Source organism: Aeromonas sp. QDB14, assembly GCF_027707845.1.
Taxonomy (GTDB): domain Bacteria; phylum Pseudomonadota; class Gammaproteobacteria; order Enterobacterales; family Aeromonadaceae; genus Aeromonas; species Aeromonas caviae.
The window spans coordinates 1-22,408 of sequence record NZ_JAPCJD010000027.1 but is presented as its reverse complement, the minus strand read 5'-3'; the positions used below and the strand labels follow the sequence as shown (position 1 = coordinate 22,408).

15 protein-coding genes are annotated in these 22,408 nt (G+C 64.0%); 6 read left to right on the top strand and 9 right to left on the bottom strand.

Annotated features, from left to right (window positions below; all coding sequences use genetic code 11):
• Window positions 1-31 precede the first annotated feature (31 nt).
• Both PG887_RS10890 and PG887_RS10885 read left to right on the top strand, forming a co-directional pair.
• Window positions 32-1,051: an efflux RND transporter periplasmic adaptor subunit gene (locus PG887_RS10890; protein WP_270821698.1), complete on the top strand. Its 1,020-nt coding sequence runs from the start codon at window positions 32-34 to the stop codon at window positions 1,049-1,051.
• Window positions 1,044-4,226 (top strand): efflux RND transporter permease subunit, encoded by a 3,183-nt coding sequence (locus tag PG887_RS10885; RefSeq protein WP_270821677.1) that lies wholly within the window; start codon window positions 1,044-1,046, stop codon window positions 4,224-4,226. The genes PG887_RS10890 and PG887_RS10885 overlap by 8 nt, the downstream gene beginning before the upstream one ends.
• Before the next feature lie 33 nt (window positions 4,227-4,259).
• Here PG887_RS10885 and PG887_RS10880 read toward each other — a convergent pair whose 3' ends face one another.
• The gene (locus PG887_RS10880; protein ID WP_270821696.1) at window positions 4,260-6,647 is read right to left on the bottom strand and encodes a diguanylate cyclase domain-containing protein; all 2,388 of its coding nucleotides are present in this window, start codon (window positions 6,645-6,647) and stop codon (window positions 4,260-4,262) included.
• Between the two features lie 468 nt (window positions 6,648-7,115).
• Here PG887_RS10880 and PG887_RS10875 point away from each other — a divergent pair, with 468 nt between their 5' ends.
• Both PG887_RS10875 and PG887_RS10870 read left to right on the top strand, forming a co-directional pair.
• Window positions 7,116-8,129: a lipoate--protein ligase gene (locus PG887_RS10875; protein ID WP_201901342.1), complete on the top strand. Its 1,014-nt coding sequence runs from the start codon at window positions 7,116-7,118 to the stop codon at window positions 8,127-8,129.
• A 176-nt stretch (window positions 8,130-8,305) separates the two neighbouring features.
• The gene (locus PG887_RS10870) at window positions 8,306-10,000 is read left to right on the top strand and encodes a pyridoxal phosphate-dependent decarboxylase family protein (protein WP_216986823.1); all 1,695 of its coding nucleotides are present in this window, start codon (window positions 8,306-8,308) and stop codon (window positions 9,998-10,000) included.
• A gap of 74 nt (window positions 10,001-10,074) precedes the next feature.
• Here the strand turns inward: PG887_RS10870 and PG887_RS10865 are convergent, their stop codons facing one another.
• From PG887_RS10865 to PG887_RS10835, 7 genes are all read right to left on the bottom strand, one after another.
• Window positions 10,075-10,452, bottom strand: coding sequence for a copper-binding protein (locus PG887_RS10865; protein ID WP_214002654.1), 378 nt, complete (start codon window positions 10,450-10,452; stop codon window positions 10,075-10,077).
• 46 nt (window positions 10,453-10,498) lie between these two features.
• Window positions 10,499-13,621, bottom strand: coding sequence for an efflux RND transporter permease subunit (locus PG887_RS10860; RefSeq protein ID WP_270821674.1), 3,123 nt, complete (start codon window positions 13,619-13,621; stop codon window positions 10,499-10,501).
• A complete protein-coding gene (locus PG887_RS10855) occupies window positions 13,618-15,135 on the bottom strand; it encodes an efflux RND transporter periplasmic adaptor subunit (RefSeq protein ID WP_270821672.1) in 1,518 nt (505 codons plus the stop codon). Before PG887_RS10855 ends, PG887_RS10860 begins: the two co-directional genes overlap by 4 nt.
• 283 nt (window positions 15,136-15,418) lie before the next feature.
• On the bottom strand, window positions 15,419-15,907 hold the full coding sequence (locus PG887_RS10850) for a hypothetical protein (protein ID WP_202041555.1): 489 nt from the start codon (window positions 15,905-15,907) through the stop codon (window positions 15,419-15,421).
• A 183-nt stretch (window positions 15,908-16,090) separates the two neighbouring features.
• A complete protein-coding gene (xthA, locus tag PG887_RS10845; RefSeq protein WP_010673667.1) occupies window positions 16,091-16,897 on the bottom strand; it encodes an exodeoxyribonuclease III in 807 nt (268 codons plus the stop codon).
• Between the two features lie 197 nt (window positions 16,898-17,094).
• Window positions 17,095-18,057 carry an ion channel gene (locus tag PG887_RS10840; RefSeq protein WP_202041554.1) on the bottom strand — a complete coding sequence of 321 codons (963 nt, stop codon included), beginning with the start codon at window positions 18,055-18,057 and terminating at the stop codon, window positions 17,095-17,097.
• A 58-nt stretch (window positions 18,058-18,115) separates the two neighbouring features.
• On the bottom strand, window positions 18,116-19,762 hold the full coding sequence (locus tag PG887_RS10835; RefSeq protein WP_010673669.1) for a response regulator: 1,647 nt from the start codon (window positions 19,760-19,762) through the stop codon (window positions 18,116-18,118).
• A gap of 270 nt (window positions 19,763-20,032) precedes the next feature.
• Here PG887_RS10835 and PG887_RS10830 point away from each other — a divergent pair, with 270 nt between their 5' ends.
• Window positions 20,033-20,458 (top strand): Hsp20/alpha crystallin family protein, encoded by a 426-nt coding sequence (locus PG887_RS10830; RefSeq protein WP_113736095.1) that lies wholly within the window; start codon window positions 20,033-20,035, stop codon window positions 20,456-20,458.
• 43 nt (window positions 20,459-20,501) lie between these two features.
• Here PG887_RS10830 and PG887_RS10825 read toward each other — a convergent pair whose 3' ends face one another.
• A complete protein-coding gene (locus tag PG887_RS10825) occupies window positions 20,502-21,545 on the bottom strand; it encodes an FAD:protein FMN transferase (protein WP_270821668.1) in 1,044 nt (347 codons plus the stop codon).
• Window positions 21,546-21,844: 299 nt separating this feature from the next.
• Between PG887_RS10825 and azu the strand changes: the two genes are divergently transcribed.
• A complete protein-coding gene (azu, locus tag PG887_RS10820) occupies window positions 21,845-22,285 on the top strand; it encodes an azurin (RefSeq protein ID WP_043155526.1) in 441 nt (146 codons plus the stop codon).
• Window positions 22,286-22,408: the final 123 nt, after the last annotated feature.

Below are 22,408 nucleotides of genomic sequence, written 5' to 3'. Positions count from 1 at the left end.
GGTGCCAATGAGCCAGGGAAGGAGAATCATGATGAACACAATCCGGTTGCTGGTGACCACCCTGCTGGTCATGACATCCACCCTGGTGGCGGCCGAGGAGGCCAAGGGGCCGCTGACGCTGACCCCGCAGCGCGTCACCGACTGGCTCACCCTGAGCGGTACCGTGAGCGCCATTCATCAGGGGACGGTCGCGGCCCAGACCAGTGGCCGTGTCTCCCGCATGCTGGTGGATGTGAACGACGAGGTACAGGCCGGGCAGCCCCTGCTCGAGATAAGCGGCAAGGAGCAGTCTGCCGCCGTGACCGGCGCCGAGGCACGGGTGGCCAGGGCCCAGGCCCAGCAGGTGGAGGCCGAGCGCCAGCTCACCCGTTATCAGGCCCTCATCGCCAAGGGGGTGATCACCCGGGCCCAGCTCGACAACGCCCAGGCAACGGATCGGGCCGCCCGCGCCGAGGTCAATGCCGCCGAGGCCGCCCTCATCCAGGCCCGGGAAGCCTACGGCTATACCCGTATCCTCGCCCCCTACGCCGGGGTGGTGACCAGGCGGCTGGTGGAGCTGGGGGAGACGGTGGCCCCCGGTACGCCGCTGCTATCTGGTTTCTCCCTGAGCGAGCTGAGGGTGGAGCTGGAGCTACCCCAGTCCGCGCTGGCTCTCGCCGGCCAGCCGTCGGATGTGCAGGTGCTGCTGCCCGGTGGCAAGGCAGTGACTCCCGTCAAGCTGACCCGCTTCAACTACGCCGACAGCCAGAGCCACAGTTTCCGGCTGCGCCTCGATCTGCCGCCGAACACGGCAGGGGTGCTGCCCGGCATGTGGCTCAAGGTGCAGCTCAAACAGGGTGAGCGTCAGGTGCTGCAAGTGCCGGAGCCCGCCCTGCTGCGGCAAGGGGAGTTCAACGGCGTCTACCTCAAAGAGGGGGAGGGATGGGCCCTGACCCCGGTGCGGATCGGCCACTGCGAGGCTGGGCTGTGCGAGGTCCTGGCGGGTCTCAAGGGCGGTGACACCCTGGCCCCCGATGCCTGGACCCGTCAACAGGAGGTGCCCCATGAGTAGCGAGCTGAACGGCAACCATGGCCACCTGGGGCCGGCGGGTCGGCTGGCGGCCCTGTTTCAGGGCTCGGCCATCACCCCGTTGCTGGCGCTGGTGGGGCTCTTGCTCGGCCTCTTTGCCGTGCTGGTGACCCCCAAGGAGGAGGAGCCCCAGATCGATGTCACCTTCGCCGACGTCTACATTCCCTTCCCGGGTGCCAGCCCGGCAGAGGTGGAATCCCTCGTCACCACCCCTGCCGAGCAGGTGGTCTCCCAGATAAAGGGGATAGATACCCTCTACTCCTTCTCCCAACCCGATGGTGCCCTGCTGGTGGTGGTGTTCAAGGTAGGCGTGAGCCGGGAGCAGGCCATCGTCGATCTCAACAACCAGCTCGACTCCAACCGCGACTGGTTGCCACAGGGGATCGGAGTCGGTCAGCCACTGGTAAAACCCCGGGGGATCGATGATGTTCCCATCGTCAGTCTGACCTTATGGAGCAAGGATTGGAGCAAAGAGGGGAGCAAGCAGCTGGGGGCCTTTGATCTGACCCGGGTTGCCCATGAGCTTGAGACCGAACTCAAGCGCATTCCCGGTACCCGCGATATCTACACGCTGGGCAGCCAGAGCGCCGTGCTGCGGGTGATGCCGGATCCGGCGGCCCTCAGCGCCCATGGCATCAGCTGGGGCGAGCTGAGCCAGCGACTTGCGGCCGCCAATCAGGTGGGCACGACACAGGCTATCGAGCAAGATAACCGGGAGATCAAGGTGCAGGTGGGGCAGTTCCTGCAAAGCGAGCAGGAGGCTCGAGAACTGGTGGTGGGCCTGCATAACGGCAAGCCGGTCTATCTGGGGGATGTGGCCAGGGTCTCGCTGGGTCAGGAGACCCCGGTGCAGCGCAGCTGGATGGGGCAGGGGGATCGCAGTTATCCGGCGGTGACCCTGGCCATCGGCAAGCAGCCGGGGCAGAACGCGGTGGAGGTGGCCAAGCGGGTGGAGGCACGGGTGGAGAGCCTCAGGAATCGGCTCATCCCGGCTGGCGTCGAGGTGACGGTGACCCGTGACTACGGCGTCACCGCCGAGACCAAATCCAACACCCTCATCGGCAAGCTCATCTTTGCCACCACGGCGGTGGTATTGCTGGTGCTGGTGAGCATGGGGTGGCGCGAGGCGCTGGTGGTGGGGGTCGCCATCGTCATCACCCTGGCACTGACCCTGTTTGCCAGCTGGGCGTGGGGCTTTACCCTCAACCGGGTGTCCCTCTTTGCGCTGATCTTCTCCATCGGCATCCTGGTGGATGACGCCATCGTCGTGGTGGAGAACATCCACCGTCATCGCGGTTTGGGCAAGGGGTCCCTCAAGGATCTCATTCCGGGCGCGGTGGACGAGGTGGGGGGGCCGACCATACTGGCGACCCTGACCGTCATCGCGGCCCTGCTGCCCATGGCCTTCGTCAGCGGCCTGATGGGCCCCTACATGAGCCCCATCCCCATCAATGCCAGCATGGGGATGCTTATCTCCCTGCTGGTGGCCTTCATCTTCTCCCCCTGGTTGGCCAATCACCTGCTCAAGCGCGAGGGGCATGTCGCCCACGGGGAGGCCAAGGCCGGGCTCTTTCACCGGCTGATGACCCCCTTTCTGATGGGGACGGGTGCCAAAAGAGCGAGACACAAGCTTTGGCTGGTCATTCTGCTGCTGGTGGCGGGGGCGGCCGCCATGCCCGTGGTGCAGTGGGTGGTGCTCAAGATGCTCCCCTTTGACAACAAGTCGGAATTCCAGCTGGTGCTCGACATGCCGGAGGGGGCGACCCTGGAGCAGACCGAGCGCACCCTGCTGGCGGTGGGTCGGGAGCTCGCCAGGGTGCCCGAGGTGAAGGATTACCAGATCTACGCCGGCACCGCCGCCCCCATCAACTTCAACGGGCTGGTGCGCCACTACTTCATCCGCAGCGGCGCCAACGTGGGGGACATCCAGGTCAATCTGGTGGACAAGCATGAACGGGATCGCAGCAGTCACGAGATTGCCCGGTCGGTGCGTGCGCCCTTGCAGGCCATCGCCAGTGCGGCAGGGGGCAACCTCAAGGTGGTGGAGGTGCCCCCGGGACCGCCTGTCTGGTCGCCCATTGTCGCGGAAGTGTATGGCCCGACGCAGGCCGCCCGTGAAGCCGCTGCCCGCGTCGTAGAGGCCCGCTTTGTGGCCACGGCGGATCTGGTGGACGTGGACATCTATCTGGCCGACCCCCAGCCCAAGTGGCGGCTGGTGGTGGATCGCGCCCAGGCGGCCCTGCTCGGGGTCGTTCTCGGGGATCTGGTGGCGACCCTCAACGGGGGCGTGGGTTATCAGGATGCCAGCTGGCTGCAAGGGCAAGGCGCCAAGTACCCGGTGCCGATCCGCATCGAGCTCGCCCCCGGTGACAAGCGGGATCTGACCGGCATCCTGGCTCTCAAGGTGCGCAGCCAGAGCGGCCAGCTGGTGCGGGTCTCCGAGCTGGTGAGCCGTCGTGACGAGGTCGCCCCCAGCTACCTCATGCACAAGAACATGCAGCCCATGGTGATGGTGGTGGCTGACATGGGCGGCCATGCCGACAGCCCGCTCTACGGCATGTTTGCCGCCGGTGCCGACATCTCGCTGCCACAGTATTACGTGCATCAGCCCGACAAGCTGGGGGAGGTGGCGCTGTTGTGGGACGGGGAGTGGAAGATAACCTACGAGACCTTCCGCGACATGGGGCTGGCCTACGGGGTGGGGATGATCCTCATCTACCTGCTGGTGGTGGCCCAGTTCCGCTCCTATCTGGTGCCGCTCATCATCATGGCCCCCATTCCGCTCACCCTCATCGGGGTGATGCCGGGTCACGCCCTGCTGGGGGCCCAGTTCACCGCCACCTCGATGATCGGGATGATCGCCCTGGCCGGGATCATCGTGCGCAACAGCATCCTGCTGGTGGATTTCATCGAGCAGCAGCGGGCGAGTGGCATGGCGTTCGAGCAGGCGGTGATCGAGGCGGCGCAGGTGCGAGCCAAACCCATCATGCTGACGGCGCTGGCGGCCATGATAGGGGCGCTTTTCATCCTGGATGACCCCATCTTCAACGGGCTGGCCATCAGCCTGATTTTCGGGATCCTGGTCTCCACCTTGCTCACCCTGATGGTGATCCCGCTGCTCTACTACAGCCTGCTCGTTCGCCGAAGTCAGAGGTAAACACAGGGGGCACGTGCCCCCTGTTTTCTGGCATCACACCGCCTCGCGGGCATCGCAGGTTTTCATCAGGGGGAAATAACGGCGATCCGCCTGGCTCATGTGACCCACGACCAGCTCCTGGATGATGAAGTTGAGCAGGGCGTCGTTGCCAAGGGTGCCCGCCTGTGCGGCCGCCATCAGCTGACCGGCTTTTTTCAGCAGATGCTGGTGCTCCTGGCGATGGGCCGCCAGCTCCTCATAGCCATATTGCGCGAGGACTTGCTCTTCGAGGAGGAAGTGCTGGCGCGCCATCTCGAATATCTGCGCCATGTCTGCCAGCAAGGCATCCGGATGGATGCCGGGATCCTGCATGTGCTCGAGCAAGCGGTTGGCCAGCAGGTAGAGCTGGCGGTGGTCCGCATCGATGCGGGGGTGGCCGCATGCGTGGGCGGGCTGCCATTGCAGGGTGCCGGGGAGGGGATCCTGCCCGGTGGAAAACAGGCAGACCCTGCCCCGGCCATGGTGCTTGGCTTGATACATGGCCTGATCGGCGTGGTGCATCAGGGTCTTGGGGTCGGTGCCGTGATCCGGATAGAGGGCGACCCCTATGCTGCCGGAGATGCGCAGCGCCTGCTGCTCAAGCTGGAAGGGGTGATGCAGGCAGTGGTGCAGCTTGTCGGCGACCGCGAGGGCCGAGGCATCCGTATCGGGCAGCATGATGACGAATTCGTCCCCCCCAAGGCGTGCCACCAGATCTTCTTCCCTGACGCACTCCCCCATGCGCTCGGCCACCAGCTTGAGCAGCAGGTCGCCGGTTTCGTGGCCGAAGGTGTCATTGATGGGCTTGAAGTGGTCGAGATCGATGAAGACCAGGGCCAGGGGCTGCTGGGGAGCCTGCTCCAGGGTCTCCTTGAGCCGCTGTTGCAGCAGGCGGCGGTTGGCCAGGCCGGTGAGGGGGTCATAGAAGGCGAGGCGGCGCATCATCTCCTCCCGGGCCGAACGTTCGGTGACATCCCGGGTCACCCCCAAAATGGCATCGGGTCTTGTGCTGGCGCTGCCATGCAAGGTAGTGACCGTCTTGATGGCCACCAGATGACCCTGCTTGTGGCGCAGCTGGGAGTGGATGACGCACCGGGTCTGCCCATGATCCCCCCGTTGCCAGGCCTCGAGGGAGGCGGTGATGCCGTCGCGAAGCTGTTTCCAGGACTCATCGGGGAGCAGCTGGCGCAGGGAGAGGGCAAAGAGTTCGGCGGGCTCATAGCCGCTCAGGGACGCGATGGCGGGGCTGATGTAACGAAAACGCAGGCTGTCGGTGTCCATGGTCCAGATCACGTCGCCGCTGTTCTCCGCCACGAAACGGTAGTGCTGCTCGCGCTGGGCCAGTTTCCGGGTGAGCCGCTGTCGGTCACTGGCCTCTTCCCGCAGACGCAGATAGAGGTGCAGGAAGACGCCGAGCAGGGCCAGCAGGGAGAAGGAGATCAGCATGGCGATGGCCACGCTCCTGTCGAGCAGTTGGCGCTGCTGGCGAAGGCTCGCCTGGGTACTGTTGTAGAGGAAGGGGGTGAGATTGGGCACCGCCTTGATCATCCCGGCCTCCTGGTAGGTGCGGGCGATCTGCTGCCAGCGATCCTGCTGCATGTAACCGGGCTCGATGATGTCGGGCTGCATCAGGGCCCGGGTTTCACGGGCCTCGAAGGCGAGCGCCTCGCGCCCGGCCCCGCTGGGGTAGTGCTCCAGGATCAGGTTGATCATCTCCTCGGGATGATCCATGGCATAGCGCCACCCCTTGAGGCTGGCCTGCAAGAAGCGCTGGACCCGCTCCTGCTGGTTGATGACCTCACTCTCCGAGGTGAAGAGGTTGTCACCGTAGAAGTCGTACCCGATGTCGCGGGGACTGAACACCCGGAAGGGAATGCCCTGTTGCTGCAGGGTGAAGGGCTCGGTTGTGCTGTAGGCGCTGATGGCGTCCGCCTGGCCCCTCAGCAGTGCCTGTATCCCCCGCTCGTAGGGCAGGGTATCCCACTGCCGGCTGCGGGTGTAGCGATGCAGGTAGGTGAGCAGCTCGTTGGAGCCGGGTTCGAGCATCAGCCGCTTGTTGGCCAGATCGCCCGGGGTCTGGATATCCGGCCGCTCCAGGGTGATGAGCATCAGGGGGGAGTGCTGCAACATGGCGGCGAGCACCACCACTGGGCGGCCTGCTGCCCGGGCCAGCAGCAGATCGCTGCCGCGGATGCCGAACTGGGCACGACCCGTGGTGACTTCATTGATGACGTCGGTGCCCGGCCCCGCCTCCCGCAGGGTGACCTGCAGGCCGACCTCCTGGTAGAACCCCTTGGCGATGGCGGCGTAGTAACCGGCAAACTGGAACTGGTGCTGCCAGGGAAGTTGCAGGATGACGCGCTCATCCGCCCTGAGGGGAGCCGTGGTCAGGGTGGCAATCATCACCCAGAAAGGCAGAAGCCAGCGTACAGGCTGGCGAGATGCATCGGACTCCGTCATACCGCTGTTCTCTCGGGAGGTGCTCTTCTGGCTAGAGTCAAACAATTTCCTGCCATTCGCAAGGGGAGCAGGCCCCAATAAGATGGGGCGCGGGAGGCAGTAAAAGTCATTTTTGTGTCATTCATCACGTCAATGGGCGTCACGGCTCGTTTTGAAACCTTGTCAACCCGTCACCGGCCCGGTGACAAGGGCATAAGGTGTCATTCCAGGAGGGGTGGCTGCCGCCTCTCTTCTCGCCTGTTAATGATAAACTTCGTGTTTTCGGCGACTCCCTCTTGTCTTCTCCTGTCGTATCAGAAGTTGATGCTCTTGCCCCGATCGGATGTCGACCTGTGGCGGTCGGGGGACGCCTTCCTTCGTTCAGGGTGGTATGGTAGTCATCCGTTTCCTGTTTTCCGAGAAGGTCCTGTCATGTCTTCCTTGCGCCTGCTGCTCTCCGACTCCCACGATCCCCTGTTCAACCTCGCGGTGGAGGAGTGCATTTTTCGCCAGATGGACCCGGCCCAGCGGGTGCTGTTCCTGTGGCGCAACGACAATACGGTGGTGATAGGCCGGGCCCAGAACCCCTGGAAGGAGTGCAACACCCGCCGCATGGAAGAGGACGGGGTGACCCTGGCCCGGCGCAGCAGCGGGGGTGGCGCCGTGTTCCACGACCTTGGCAACAGCTGTTTCACCTTCATGGCGGGCAAGCCCGGTTATGACAAGAGCGTCTCCACCACCATCGTCATCGATGCCCTCGCCAGACTCGGCGTGAGCGCTTTTGCCTCCGGGCGCAACGACCTGCTGGTGGCGACCCCGGACGGGGATCGCAAGGTGTCGGGTTCGGCCTACCGGGAGACCCATGATCGCGGCTTTCACCACGGTACCCTGCTGCTGGATGCCGATCTCGGCCGCCTTGCCCACTACCTCAATCCCGACCCCAAGAAGCTGGCGGCCAAGGGCATCAGTTCGGTGAGAAGCCGGGTGGCGAACCTTGGCGAGCTGCTGCCTGGTCTGGATCATGAGCAGGTGGTACAGGCCCTGTGCGACGCCTTCTTTGCCCATCACGGTGAGGTGGTGCAGCCCGAGCATATCTCCCCCGAGCGGATGCCCGACCTGCCCGGCTTTGCCGAGACTTTTGCCCGCCAACGCAGCTGGGAGTGGAACTTCGGCCATGCTCCCGCCTTCAGCCACCTGCTGGAGGAGCGCTTCCCCTGGGGCGGGGTCGAGCTTCATTTCGACGTGGAGAAGGGGGTGATAGGACGGGCACAGATCTTCAGTGACACCCTGGACCCTGCGCCCCTGGATGACCTGGCCGCACGCCTGCCCGGGGTGGCCTATCGTCCCGACGCCATCGACGAGTTGCTGCGTCAGTGGCGGGCGACGTTTTCGGCCAACTCCGAGCTGGAAGGGTTTTCGGCATGGCTGCTGACCGCCCTGCGCTGACCTTGCCCATGACCAGGATCACAAGATGAACAGGGGAAAAGAGGGGAGAGGGGGCGCGGCGCCCATCAGGGCGCCAACATGACAAAAAGTAGGGCAGACCATTAGTTATTGTCTCTGTTGATAGAGGTGTCACTGGAGTATAAAAATCGCACCTCAGCAGTATCAATGGTATAAAAATGAATCACTTGGTCTATCTGAAAGATGAGGGCGTCAACGCCGTCTCCCCCGAATTCGCCCGCCGTTTTGCCACCGTCAAAGCCCACTTTTTCTCACGCAACCCCGACCTCTGGCCGGTGTTTCGCGAGCCCGGCTTTGCCACCCTCAACGAGTTTCGCGCCCGCGGACTGGCGCCGGACGCGCGCCTCAATGCCTGGCCAGATGGCCGCGCCCGCCTGGCGGATCTCTGCGAGACCATGCCGGTGCCCGCGCAGATGCGTACCCCGGGGGAGCCCATGACGGAGCTGCTGTTTGCCGGCGCCCTGTCAAAGGATTGGGAGAACCCCTCCAGCGTCGAGAACGTCATCACCATGTCGGCGGATCCCGCCATCTATGGCGCCCAGATGGGCATTCTGGCCAATCCCAACCTGGTCTACTCCGAGTACGCCGGGGTGGCCGAGGAGCTCGAGAAGAAGGTGGTGCGCCAGATAGCCCTGCTGGCGGGTTACGATCCGGTCCGTGCCACCGGCATCTTCACCCAGGGGGGGACCTTCTGTAACCTCTACGGCTACCTGCTCGGCATTCGCAAGAGCCTGCCAGAGGCCAAGCACAAGGGGCTCGGTCACTATCAGGATTACCGCATCATCAACTCCCAGGGCGGTCACTACTCCAACATCACCAACCTCTCCCTGCTCGGGGTGGACATCGAGAACAAGACCATCCGCATCCAGGTGGGCGAGAACAACGACATCGATCTGGCGGATCTCGAGCGCACCCTGACCGCCTGCTTTGCCCTCAAACACGTGGTGCCCACCATCATGCTCACCATGGGCACCACCGACACCTTCGGGGTGGATAGGGTCAAACCCGTGGTCGAGCTGCGGGACAGGCTGTGCGAGCGCTTCGAGGTGGCGGTCAGGCCCCACATCCACGTCGACGCCGCCATCGGCTGGTCGATGATCTTCTTCCTGGATTACGACTTTGCCGCCAACCCGCTCGCCATCAACAGCGCCACCCTGGCGGGGATCGAGCGCAACGTGAGCCGCTTCGCCGAGCTCAGATATGCCGATTCGTTCACCGTGGACTTCCAGAAGTGGGGTTATGTGCCCTACACCTCCAGCCTGGTGATGATCAAGGAGCAGGACGATCTCAAGGCGATGGAGAATGACCCGGAGAACTTCTCCTACTTCGAGCGGGACATCCAGGGTCAGACCCACCTGCAATCCACCATAGAGTGCTCCCGCGGGGCGAGCGGCCTGTTCGGTGCCTATGCGGCCCTCAACTACCTGGGGGTGGAGGGGTATCGCACCGTGCTGGCCCACTGCCTGCAAAACGCCAACTACTTCCGCTTCCGGTTAAGCCAGCTCGGCAACGTCAAGCTGGTGGCCCAGGAGAACCAGGGGCCCAGTGTCGGCTTCAAGATCTACAACCCCGAGTGGGTGCAGGACCCCGAGGCGGAGTTCGCCTTCGAGCTGGCCCGCTCCAGCGACCCCGCCTACAAGGCGCGCCTGCAGCGCAACACCGACTACCACCGCAGCCTGTTCAAGGGACGCGGCAAGGTAGGGCTCTACACCAACTGGGTGGAGGCGGTGGCGCACTCGGAATACGACGAGCGCGGCAAGTACTCCTATATCGCCGGGGAGAAGGCGGTCTTCATGAACCCGGCCTGCGGTCGTGAGCAGATCGACGCCTTTATCGCGCATATTCGTGGCTGAAAGAGCCACATCTTGTGATGTCATAAATAAAAACGGCGGGATAATCCCGCCGTTTTTATGGCTCAAGGCAGTGGTTACCGTTTCTGGATAGCGGTCACGGTGAGCTTGCCGGCCGGGTTCTCGGCGTGAAAGCGCACCGCATCCCCCACCTTCAGATCCTTGAGCAGGGCTGGATCAGCCACCCGAAAGACCATGGTCATGGGGGGCATCTTGAGGTTGGTGATCGCCTCGTGCTTGATCCCCACCTTGCCCTTGGGTGCGTCGATGCGGCTGATGACCCCCTTAGTCAGGGTCTGTTCGGTTTGCATGGCGGCCATGTCGTGGCCCTCATGGTTCATCCCCTCCATGTGCGCCATGTCGTGCCCCTGGTGGTTCATCATCTCCTCTGCCTGCAGGCTGGTGTGGGTGGCAAGGCCCAGCAGCAATGTCAGGGTCAGCGTCTTGTAGTTCATGGTGTTTTCCTTCAATCGTTCAGTCGAAAAGGGTTGGGAAATCGGGTCATTCGGATTGTTGATAAGCAGGCAGGTTGCGGCTGCGCCACAGGTAATAGGCGGCGGGCAGCACCAAGAGGGTCAGCACCAGCGCCGTCACCATGCCGCCGATCATGGGGGCGGCGATGCGCTGCATCACCTCGGAGCCGGTGCCGTGGCTCCACATGATGGGCAGCAGGCCGGCGATGATGGTCACTACCGTCATCATCTTGGGGCGCAGGCGCAGGGCGGCGCCGTGGATCACCGCCCGGTGCAGGCCCGCCTGGTCCGGCTTGCCGCAGGCGACGAGGTCATCCCAGGCGTGGTTGAGGTAGACCAGCATCAGGACGCCGGTCTCCACCGCCACCCCGGCCAGGGCGATAAAGCCCACCCCGACCGCCACCGAGAGGTTGAAGTCCAGCAGCCAGAGGGTCCAGATCCCGCCCACTACCGCCAGCGGCAAGGTGGTGAGAATGAGCAACACCTCCTGAACGCGGCGAAACGCCAGATAGAGCAGCAGCACGATAATAGAGACGGTGAGTGGCACCACGTAGGCGAGGCGGGCCTTGGCCCGCTCCATGTATTCGTATTGGCCAGACCAGGTGAGGGCGTAGCCCGCCGGCAGCACCAGCTGCTTGTCCACCTCGGCCTTGGCTTCATCGACGAAGGAGCCGATATCGCGGCCGCGAATATCGACGTAGACCCAGCCGTTGAGGCGCGCGTTTTCACTGCGCAGCATGGGGGCCTCGTCGCTGATGTAAACCCGGGCCATGTCCGCTAACGCGATGCGGGCACCGCTCGGGGTGACCACCGGTAACAGCTCGAGGCTCGCCACCGAGTCGCGATAGCTCTGGGGGTAACGCAGGTTGATGGGGTAGCGCTCGCGACCCTCGATGGTCTGGCCCACCTCCATGCCGCCCACCGCGGTGGCGAGCACCGCCTGCACGTCGGCGATATTGAGGCCGTAGCGGGCCGCTTTCAGCCGGTCGATGTCCACCTTCACATAGCGGCCACCGGCCACCCGCTCGGCGTAGACCGATGAGGCGCCCTCCACCTTGCCGACGATCTGCTCCAGCTGCTGGCCGAGCTGCTGGATCACCTTGAGGTCCGGCCCCGCTATCTTGATGCCGACCGGGGTCTTGATGCCGGTGGCCAGCATATCGATGCGGGTCTTGATGGGGGGGACCCAGGCGTTGGTGAGGCCGGGGAAGCGGATGAGGGAATCCAGCTCCTCTTTCAGCTTCTCCGGGGTCATGCCGGGACGCCACTGATCTCGGGGCTTGAGCTGGATGCTGGTCTCCATCATCACCAGGTCGGCGGGGTCGGTGGCCGATTCGGCGCGCCCCGCCTTGCCGAACACGTTCTGCACCTCGGGCACGGTGCGAATGAGCTTGTCGGTCTGCTGTAAAATCTCCCGCGCCTTGCCCACCGAGATATTGGCCGCGGTGGTGGGCATATACATGATGTCCCCCTCATCGAGCGGCGGTATGAACTCGGAGCCCAGGTACTTGAGCGGCCAGAAGCCCGCCACCGTCACCACGGCGGCGATGGCCAGAGTGGTTTTCGGACGGGCCAAGACGGCTTTCAGCAGCGGCACATAGCCCTGGCTTAGCCAGCGGTTGAGCGGGTTGGCCTGCTCCGCCAGCACCTTGCCACGGATAAAGTAACCCATGATCACCGGCACCAGCGTGATGGCGAGCCCGGCCGCTGCGGCCATGGCGTAGGTCTTGGTGTAGGCGAGGGGGTGGAACATCCGCCCCTCCTGCGCCTCCAGCGCGAACACCGGCAGGAAGCTGATGGTGATGATCAGCAGGGAGAAGAAGATGGCGGGCCCCACCTCAATGCTCGCCTCGGTGATGATGCGCCAGCGGTTCTTGTCGGTGAGCGCCTCCCGCTCCATGTGTTTGTGGACGTTCTCGATCATCACGATGGCGCCATCCACCATGGCGCCGATGGCGATGGCGATGCCCCCCAGCGACATGATGTTGGCGTTGATCCCCTGCAGGTGCATGACGATAAAGGCGGTCAGGATGGCGATGGGCAAGGAGATGACCACCACCAGGGACGAGCGCAGGTGGAACAGGAAGGCGAGGCAGACCAGCACCACCACCGCGAACTCCTCCACCAGCTTGCCGGAGAGGTTGTCGATGGCGCGCTGGATAAGGTCGGAGCGATCGTAGACGGTGACGACCTCCACTCCCTCTGGCAGGCTGCTTTTCAGCTGGGCGAGCCGCGCCTTGACCCCGTCGATGGTGTGCTGGGCATTCTCGCCATAGCGCATGACGATGATGCCGCCCACCACTTCTCCCTCGCCGTTGAGCTCGGCCAGGCCGCGCCGGCTCTGGGGCCCGGTGACGACATCCGCCACGTCGCCCAGCAGCAGGGGCGCACCGCGCACATTGGTACCGAGGGGTATCTGCTTGAGATCTTCCACGCTCTTCAGATAGCCGTTGGAGCGCACCATGTACTCCGCTTCCGCCATCTCGATGACGGAGGCGCCGGTCTCCTGATTGCCCTGCTTGATGGCGGTCTCGATAAGGGAGAGCGGGATGCCGTAGGCGCGCAGCTTGTCCGGATCGACCCGCACCTGATACTGGCGCACCATGCCGCCGACGGTGGCGACCTCGGAGACCCCCTCCACCGTCTGTAACTCGTACTTGAGGAACCAGTTTTGCAGCGAGGTGAGCTGGCTGAGGTCATGCTTGCCGGTTTTGTCTACCAACGCGTACTGATAGACCCAGCCCACCCCGGTGGCATCGGGGCCGAGCTGGGGGCGGGCGGAGGCGGGCAGGTTGGGGGCGACCTGACTCAAATACTCCAGCACCCGGGCACGGGCCCAGTAGAGGTCGGTGTTGTCGTCAAACAGCACATAGACGAAGGAGTCGCCGAAGAAGGAGTAGCCGCGCACCGTGGTGGCCCCCGGCACCGCCAGCATGGCGGTGGTGAGGGGGTAGGTCACCTGATCCTCTACCACTTGGGGCGCCTGGCCCGGGTAGGCCGTCTTGATGATCACCTGCACGTCGGAGAGATCCGGCAGGGCGTCTACCGGGGTCTGTTTGACCGACCAGAGCCCCCAGGCGGTGAGCATGAGGGTCAACAGCAGCACCAGAAAGCGGTTGCCCACGGACCAGCGAATGATGGAAGGGATCATGACTTGGCTCCCATATCGTGTTGGCTATGGTCCATGTCTTCCATCTTCTCCATCTCATCTGTTGCTGGCTTGGCGTCGCCGTCAGTAGCGGGTGCCTTCTCCTGATGGATGGTGGTGATGCGGTACTCATCCCCCTCCTGCATCACTTGCAGGTGCAGGGTCTGTCCCTCGGCCAGCTTGCTGATATCGACCTCATCGGCGACGGCGAACTCCATCTCCATGGCGGGCCACTGCCACTCGGGGATGGGCTGGTGGGAGACCATCAGGGTACGGTTGGCCAGATCGATGCTTTCAACCTCCCCCTGGGTCCACACCTGGGCGGGGCGCACCGCCGTCATGCGCTGGAAGTCAGAATCGATGGCCGATTCCGAGTCGAGCAGGAACTGGGCCGAGCTGACGATGTTATCCCCAGCCTCTACCCCTGCCTTGATGGCGACCTTGTCGCCAAACTGGGGGCCCAGGGTGACTGCCACCGACTTGAAGCTGCCATCCCCCAGCGCCAGCACCAGCCGGTCCTGGCTGCCGGTGCGGATCACCGCTTCGCTCGGCACCACCAATTGCGGCTCTCCCTTACCCGCCTGAATCGTCACCTTGGCGAACATATTGGGTTTCAAAAACTCGTCCGGGTTGGCGAAGCGCAGCCGCACCTTGAGGGTGCGGGTGGTGGCATCCAGTGTCGGGTAGAGGTAATCGACCCGGCCCTGCCAGTGGCGGCCGGGGGCATAGTCGAGGGTCATGGTGACCGGATCGCCCACCTTCAGCTGGGCCGCCTGGCGCTCGAACACCTCGGCGCTTACCCACACCTGCTTGAGGGTACTGATGTTAAAGAGCGCCGCGGCGGGCTCCACATACTGGCCTTCCCGCACCTTCAGCTCCGAGACATAACCGCTGCTGGGGGCATAGATACGCACCGTCTCCTGCACCTGACGGCTGTCCTTGAGGGCCGCAATCTGATCCGCCGGCACCTGCAGGGACTTGAGCTTGCCCTCGGCGGCGCGCAGCAGCAGCGGGTTGGCGGTGTTGAGGGCGAGCAGATACTCGTGCTGGGCGTTGACCAGATCCGGGGCGTAGAGCTCGTAAATAAGGCTCCCCTTGTTCACCTGCTGCCCCTCGCTCTTGATGGCGAGGGTGCGGATCCAGCCAGCCGTGCGGGCGTTGACCGCCTCCAGCTTGTCCTCGTCATAGCCGACATAGCCCACCGTCTCGATCTGCTGGTGGATGGGGAGCTTCTCCACCTTGGCGAGCCGCACCCCCAGGTTCTGCTGGATCTCGGGGCTGATGGTGACTGTGCCCGGTGAACCGCCCTGTTTTTCCTCATAGACGGGGATGAAGTCCATCCCCATGTTGTCCTTGGCGGGGGCATCGCGCTTGTCGCGCGGATCCATGGGGTTGACCCAGTAAAGGGGCGTCTTCTCCTTGGCTGCAGTGCCAGCGGAGGTCTGTTTGGCGGCCCAGTAGCCGCCACCGGCGCCGAGGGCGAGCAGCAGGGCGGACATCAACAGCGTCTTGTTCATGACAAGCCTCCGAAGCACGGGAGGCGAAGGGGCGGCGGACACGGTCGCGCGCAGGCAGACCGGGTAACGGGGGTGGATGACATGATATCTCTTCTCTTCTGTCAGGCCGCCAGTGTGGTGGTGTGCGCGGACAGGGCATCACCACGAGGCGGCAAACGGGGCGCTGCTGTGTCAGCGCGCACGGCTCCCTGCGAGCGGGTCTGTTTGGCCTGGGCGCAGGGTCAGGCAAGGCGGCAGAAAACGGGCAAGCCGAGGCTTGCTGTTGCCGCGAGAGAAGCGCTTTCTAGTGGCGCAGCACCGACAACATCAGGTGTCGGCGCGGCCAGGAGGGAGGGTGGGTGCCGCGGGAGCGGAGGAAGGGATCCCGCAACCAGTTGTCCAGCAGGGGGGCGAGGCGCCACGAAGGGAGCAACAGCAGGGGAAGCAGCAGTGACAGCAGCAGGCCGAGCAGGGGCGGCGCACTGGTGGCGCCGAAGACGCCGCTCTGCATCTGGCACTCCTCCCCGGGCGGGGCCGCCTCACTCTGGGGGCCGCCGTGGCAGGAGAGGGAAGCTGTGTCGGCCTGGTGCATGGCGGTGTGCTGCATCGGCTCGCTCTGGTGCAGTCCATGAGACAGGGGGGACTGCGCCGGAGCCAGGATGGATGCGGATGCGTCACTTGGCAGGGCGGTGGCCGCCCCATGCCAGCCGATGCACAGGGTGAGATTGCAGACGAGCATCAGCCCCAGCAACAGCCGGGCGATGAACGTGGTGGGCAATCTCGATGAGAGCATGGGTGGTTTCCCGGTGACGGATGGGCCGAATCTAAACCTTGCCGAAAGGAGAAGGTCAAGGCCTGGCAAGCGCTGTCTGCCTGGGAATTGACATGGATTAAGAAAGGGCAGGGCAGTGAACAGAAAAAGCCCCCGCATGGGCGGGGGCAGGTTCTTTTGGCGAGGGCTAGCCTGGCGTGGGGATCAGGCGAAGCAGGTCCAGATGGGGGCGTGATCCGAGGGCTTGTCGATGCCGCGCAGCTCGTAGTCGATGCCGGTCTCGGTCACTTTGTCCTTGAGGGCGTCGGAGGCCATGATGAGGTCGATGCGCAGGCCCCGGTTCTCGTCAAAGCCCCTGGAGCGGTAGTCGAACCAGGAGAAGCGCTCGCACTCGGTGGGGTTGGCGGCGCGGAAGGTGTCGGTCAACCCGAAGCCTTTCAGGCGCTCCATCCATTCACGCTCGATGGGCAGGAAGGAGCACTTGCCATCCCGCAGCCAGCGCTTGCGGTTCGCCTCGCCGATGCCGATGTCGAGATCCGTGGGGGAGATGTTCATATCCCCGATCAGCGCTATCTGGTCGTCCGGGGTGTGGTGGGTCTCGAGGTAGTGCTGCAGGTCTTCATAGAACTTCTGCTTGGCCGGGAACTTGGTCTCGTGATCCTGGCTCTCCCCCTGGGGGAAGTAGCCGTTCATCACCTTGATGACGGAGCCGTCTTCCCGCTTGAAGCTGGCCATGATCATGCGGCGCTGGGCATCTTCCGGATCGGTGGGGAAACCCTTTTGCACCTCGATGGGAGCCTGCTTGCTCATGATGGCGACCCCGTAATGCCCCTTCTGGCCGTGGAAGACCACGTGGTAGCCCATGGCCTCCACATCCGCGACCGGGAAGGCTTCGTCGTGCACCTTGATCTCCTGCAGGCCGATCACGTCCGGCTGGTGCTTGTCGATAAGGGCTTGCAACTGATGAAGACGGGCGCGCAGGCCATTGATATTGAAAGAGATGATCTTCATGTTCGGGGTGCTCATGTCGTTTTTGTTCGTCGCTTATTGGACTAGGAATCCGCGATGGATGCAAGTTCGGGGGCTGTGACTGGCGCAGCGGCTCGGGAACCTGAGTGCATATGTATACATGGGTGCGCCTGGCGACACACAAGCGAGCAGCACATGAGCCTTGGAAGCGGCTTTCCAGCAAGATCGTGGACAGGTTTCTAGCGGGTCATCTTCTTGACAAACACCACCACGAACAGCGCCAGCGTGAAGCTGCCGGTAAAGGCTTCGAAGGCGGCGAAGATCCGCGACAACCCCACCGGGGTGAAGTCCCCATACCCCAGCGTGGTGAAGGTCACCACGCTGTAGTAGAGGCACTCCATCAGGAAGATGGCGTTCTGCTCCAGAGGGGCGTCCGGGCGATAGATGAGGTGGGTGCCCGCGAAGTTGAGGCCGCAGAAGAAGTAAAAAATGCTGCAGATGACGATGAGCAGCAGGGAAAAAAGCACCACCCGCATGGGGGCCTCGCCGTAGCCGCAGAAGAGATCCACTATCCAGGAGGCGAAGCGGCGGTAGGACCAGAACGGCATCTGCAGGCGGCGCATGGTGAGCTCCTGCTGGATGTAGCGACCGGACATGGTGAAGATGCCCTGGGCCTCGGAGGCCTTGCGCAGATCCCGGTAGGTCTCCTCCGCCTCCTTGAACCAGACGCGGGCCTGCGCCGGGTCCCGCTCGCGGCGCCCCTTTCTGTCCTGCATCAGTCGCTTGCCCGTCTCCAGGTTGTCGAGGCGGGTGTTCTTCCAGCGGATGCCGAGCAGGTTGACGTCGTCGAGGGTGGCGCAGTGGAGGTTCGCTTCGCTCAGATCGGCCTTCATCAGGCTGCCGCCCTTGATGCGAATGCCGTAGAGATGGGCACCTCGCAGGTTGGCGCGATAGAGGTTGCACTGCTCCAGCAAGAATCCCTCCGGACCCTGCCTGTTCACCAGGTTGAGATCCGCCAGCTCGGCGCGGGCCAGTTGCAGGCCGTGGCACAGGCCTCCCTGGCGCACATAGCGCTCCAGCGCCTCGGCGGTATCAGGGGTGTTGTGGACCGCAGCGGGGTCGTGCCAGCGGCAGAGATCATGATCCCCTGCCTCTTCGGTGCAGTGGCGGCCATCGGCCACCAGGTATCGGCACATTACCATGGTGTTGCCCCTCCCTTCCCTGAGTCAGTATCAGCATAGGTGAGGGGAGGAGGGGGATTCAGCTGTGCTGATGATATTCCTGGCGCAGCTTGCGAAAACGTTCCTGCTGGGCGGGGTTGAGGGGGATACCCTCCAGCACCTCCAGGGTCTCCTTGCACTCGGCGCCAAACTCCGGGCTCTTGCGGTTCTTCTGCATGAGTTGCAGCAGCACCTGGATCTTGTTGAGGGCGGCGCCGGTATTGGCGGGCGCCCGGCGCAGGGCCTCGCGAAAGTGGCCGAGGGCCTGCTCCAGCTCTCCGGCCTGATAGGCCTTGATGCCCAGATCGTTGAGCTGCTGATAGCGCTGGCGCCGCTCCTGCACCGTCTTGTCATCCCGGGTCACCTGGATGCAGGTGGTGAGCAGCCGATCCTCATCCTCCGCCAGCAGGGGTTGCAGGCTCTCGGCGTACTCGAACTCCCCGAGCTGATAGAGGGCGAGTATGGTCTCGCCAAGGAGAGCCGGAGGCATGGTGGCGGGCTCGTCCAGCCAGTTCTGGTTGGCGCGATAGAGCATCTTCTTGCCCTTGAGCAGCTCCCCCAGGGCGATGCGCACCCGGGCCTGGCAGATCTGCTCGAACACCGGGTAGTTGAACTCCGACATCATCAGGGAGTCGCGGATGCGCGACAGGGCGGAGTTCACCTGCTTTTGCAGGTTGGCGATGTGGTAGCCGTCGTTGCTGTTGAGGGCGTACAAGGTGAGGGTCTGGATATAGGCCCCGAGATAATGCGGCGTGCGGTGGATCGAGTTGCGCGACAAGTCGATGAGGGCGAGCAGCACGTCCTTGGCCTGGGCGTAGTCGTGCCGTTGCAGGCACACCTCCGCCAGACGGCGGGAGAGCTGGACCGACTGGGGAGAGATGTCCACCGCCCGGCGCAGCTCCTGCTGGGCCTGCTCGTCATTGCCCAGCGCCAGCAGGGACTCCGCGAGCCAGAGGTAAGCCTCCACCATCAGGGGGGTGTGTTTCAGGGTGGCTTGAAGGTGGCTCACCGCCTCCTCGTGCAGACCCAGGGTATGGCACGCCTTGCCCAGGGTGAGGCGAGCCCAGCTATTCTCCTGCCCCGCCAGCAGCTGGCGCATCAGGCTGCGAGCCTCCTTGGCCTGGCCCAGCTTGAGCTGGGTGTCGGCCTGCAGGCAGCGGCAGAAGTTGGCAAAGCGGGGCACCGCGTCCGCCTGTTTGGCACAGGCCTCCACCAGGGCGGGCAGATCGTCCCGGGTGAGGGCGCTGAAGACGCTCTCCAGCGCCTGGCGCCGGGCGAGGGCGCGTTTGAGACGAAACGAGAACTGCTCCTGGGAGAAGGGCTTCATCAGGTATTCGTCGGGCTCGGCTTCCAGCGCGCTCAGCACCATGGCGCGGGAGCCGTCGCTGCTGACCATGATCACCACGCTCTGGGGCGGAATGAGTTGCTGATCCCGCAGGCTTTCCAGCAACTGGCGGCCGTTCTCGCCCGCCCCCAGCTCATAGTCGAGCAGATAGATGTCGAAGCTCTCTTTCTGGCAGCGGCGGCGCGCCTCGTCGGCGGAGTTGGTGTAGGTGATGCGGTTGATGCCGATGTTGATTAGCATCGCCTTCATCATCATCTGGAAGGAACGCTGTTCGTTGACCAGCAGGATGCGCTTGGGCTTGGGCTGGGGTTTCTTCTCGGGTACGGAGTCCGGTGTCTGCATCTGTCTGGCATCAAGGCGCTACGGGCTGGTGGGAGAAGTGTGCCACCAAAGTCCGCAGGCAGGCAATTGCACTTGGGGAGGCCCCCCGGTTTTTCCCGCAGACCTTGGGTGAAAAAAAGGGTGTCTTGCCTTTGATCCCGGTCAAGGGAAGGCGAGTTGGCACTGGCAGGCGCCGTCCCGGTTTTTAGACTTGAAGAGCGTCAGCATGCGGGAGGCGGCAGAGGGCAGGGTGCCCGTCTGCTCCCTTGCCCGCTCACAAGGAGGGATCAGATGAGTTTGCTACCGAGTCGCACCAGCCTGTTTGATGACCTGTTCCACGACATGGCCTCCGGCTTTTACATCCGCCCCCTGCACGGGGACCCGTTGCCCGGCCAGATCAAGCTGGATCTGCGGGAGAGCGGGGATGACTACCTGCTGCAGGCGGAATTGCCCGGGGTGGCGAAGGAGGACATCCACGTGGACGTGCATGGCAAGCTGGTGACCCTGAAGGCGGAGATCCGCCAGTTTGACAGCCAGAACAAGGATGAACGGGCCCTGCGCAGCGAGCGCTATTATGGTAGCGTGTCGCGCAGCGTCGAGCTGCCGGTGGAGGTGTCGCCAGAGCAGGTGAGCGCCCGCTTTGACAACGGCATCCTCACCCTGCGCCTGCCCAAGCAGGCGGCCAGCCCCGCGCCCCACCGCATCCCCATCGAATAGGCGGTCAGTGAACGAGGCCCCGCACTGTGCGGGGCCTCGTCATTCAGGGCTGCTTGCGCACCAGATAGGGAGCAAACTCGGGGGTGTGGTTGGCGGCAAAGCCCGTGGCGGTCTTCTCGATGAGATAGACCGCCAGCTTGTGCTCCCTGGCAAAGGCCATCGCCCGCTCGGGGCCCATCACCATGAGGGCGGTGTCGAGGGCATCGGCCTCCAGGGCCGTGGGGGTGATGACGGTGGCGGAGACCAGCTTGTGGGTCACGGGCTCGCCGGTGGCAGGATCGATGATGTGGGAGTAGCGCTTGCCGTCGAGCTCGTAATAGTTGCGATAGCTGCCGGCGGTGCTCACCGCCATGCCGTTCGGGGTCACCACATCCTCGATGGCGCCCGGTCTGTCCGAGGGCTCGACGATGGCCACCCGCCAGGGATTGCCCTTGTCGTTGTGCCCCTTGCTGCGCACCGCCCCCGCCACCTCGATGAGGTAGTTGTGGACCCCTTTCTGTTCCAGCAGCCCGGCTATCTCGTCGGAGGCCGCCCCCTCGCCCAGGGTGGAGAGATCCAGATAGAGATCTGGGATGGCTTTGCCGAGCAGGAAGTGATCCCCCTCGGGGGTCAGGGTGAGCTTGTCGATGCCGACCCGCTCCCGCGCCTTGGCGATCTGCTCTGCGCTGGGCCGCCTGACCGGGCGCTTGTCCGGCCCGAATCCCCACAGATTGACCAGGGGGCCCACGGTGACATCGAGAACCCCCCGGGTGAGGTGCACGGCGTCAATGCCCTGTTGCACAATCTTCGCCATGGTGGCCGGGATGACCTGGGGGGGCAGCCCCGTTCCCTGATTGAAACGGGAGATGAGGGAGCCCGGATCATAGGTGGAGATCTCCTTGTTCAGGCGTGCCAGCAGCGCCTCCACCTCCTGTTGCAGTGCCTCCTGTCCGCCGGGGAAGGGGTCGCTCAGGGTCACCGCATAATAGGTGCCCATGGTGTTGCCCTGGATGCGGGTCTGGGTCGGGGCCGGCTGGCAGGCGCCAAGCAGCAGGATCAGGGAGAGCAGCAGGGTGCGCGCCAGCGCAGGCGCAAAGGGGAACTTCATCTCTCATTCTCGCGGGAGTCATCGACGGGGGAGCAGCTTAGCCAACGGCTGCGGTGTTGGCGAGTGGCCGTGGGCGGGAAGGCCGCAAATAATTAAGCGGGACGGGGATGTGAGCAACCCGCTTTGGGCCCGGGGTCGGGAGAAAAGAAGTGACCGGGCCCTCAGGCTGGCCCAAAAGCGGTCGTCCTTCGGTGACATTTGAATATAATGAAGATCGATCCTGACAGCATCTTTGCGGGTCGCGCCCACGGGGGCGAGATGCCTGTGCTGTCATCCTTCGTCAATCAAAGGAGAACGTGATGAAAAAGGTGTTAACCCTGCTGCTTCTTGGCTCCCTCGCCACCCCGGTCCTGGCCGACGAGTGCGCACTGGTGATCGAAGGCAATGACGCCATGCAGTTCAACCAGACGGCGATGAGCGTGCCGGCCACCTGCAAGGAGGTGACGGTGACCCTCAATCACACGGGCAAACTGCCGGTGGCTAACATGGGCCACAACTGGGTGCTGGCCAACACCGCCGACTATCAGGCCATCGCCACCGCCGGCATGAGCGCCGGGGTCGATCACGACTACCTGCCCAAGGATGACCCCAGGATCCTGGCCCACACCAAGCTGGTGGGGGGCGGCGAGAGCACCAGCGTTACCTTCAAGACCGACGGCCTGGCGGGCAAGGATCTCACCTTCTTCTGCTCCTTCCCGGGCCACTTCGCCCTGATGAAGGGCAGCTTCAAGGTGGGGTAGTGCCAAGGACCGTGTCGCCGCCAGTACAAGCAAAAGCCGGGAAGGTCCCCAATGCTGTTCACTTAAGCGGAGCCGCATTGCGATTTACCGGAAAACGGGTCTTTGATATCTTCACCGCCCTGG

Coding starts and splice junctions, on each gene's coding strand:
- PG887_RS10885 (WP_270821677.1), top strand. CDS start 1,044: ATGAGTAGCGAGCTGAACGGCAACCATGGCCACCTGGGGCCGGCGGGT.
- PG887_RS10850 (WP_202041555.1), bottom strand. CDS start 15,907: ATGCTCTCATCGAGATTGCCCACCACGTTCATCGCCCGGCTGTTGCTG.
- PG887_RS10870 (WP_216986823.1), top strand. CDS start 8,306: ATGAATCACTTGGTCTATCTGAAAGATGAGGGCGTCAACGCCGTCTCC.
- PG887_RS10825 (WP_270821668.1), bottom strand. CDS start 21,545: ATGAAGTTCCCCTTTGCGCCTGCGCTGGCGCGCACCCTGCTGCTCTCC.
- PG887_RS10860 (WP_270821674.1), bottom strand. CDS start 13,621: ATGATCCCTTCCATCATTCGCTGGTCCGTGGGCAACCGCTTTCTGGTG.
- PG887_RS10835 (WP_010673669.1), bottom strand. CDS start 19,762: ATGCAGACACCGGACTCCGTACCCGAGAAGAAACCCCAGCCCAAGCCC.
- PG887_RS10840 (WP_202041554.1), bottom strand. CDS start 18,057: ATGGTAATGTGCCGATACCTGGTGGCCGATGGCCGCCACTGCACCGAA.
- PG887_RS10890 (WP_270821698.1), top strand. CDS start 32: ATGAACACAATCCGGTTGCTGGTGACCACCCTGCTGGTCATGACATCC.
- PG887_RS10855 (WP_270821672.1), bottom strand. CDS start 15,135: ATGAACAAGACGCTGTTGATGTCCGCCCTGCTGCTCGCCCTCGGCGCC.
- azu (WP_043155526.1), top strand. CDS start 21,845: ATGAAAAAGGTGTTAACCCTGCTGCTTCTTGGCTCCCTCGCCACCCCG.
- xthA (WP_010673667.1), bottom strand. CDS start 16,897: ATGAAGATCATCTCTTTCAATATCAATGGCCTGCGCGCCCGTCTTCAT.
- PG887_RS10875 (WP_201901342.1), top strand. CDS start 7,116: ATGTCTTCCTTGCGCCTGCTGCTCTCCGACTCCCACGATCCCCTGTTC.
- PG887_RS10865 (WP_214002654.1), bottom strand. CDS start 10,452: ATGAACTACAAGACGCTGACCCTGACATTGCTGCTGGGCCTTGCCACC.
- PG887_RS10830 (WP_113736095.1), top strand. CDS start 20,033: ATGAGTTTGCTACCGAGTCGCACCAGCCTGTTTGATGACCTGTTCCAC.
- PG887_RS10880 (WP_270821696.1), bottom strand. CDS start 6,647: ATGATTGCCACCCTGACCACGGCTCCCCTCAGGGCGGATGAGCGCGTC.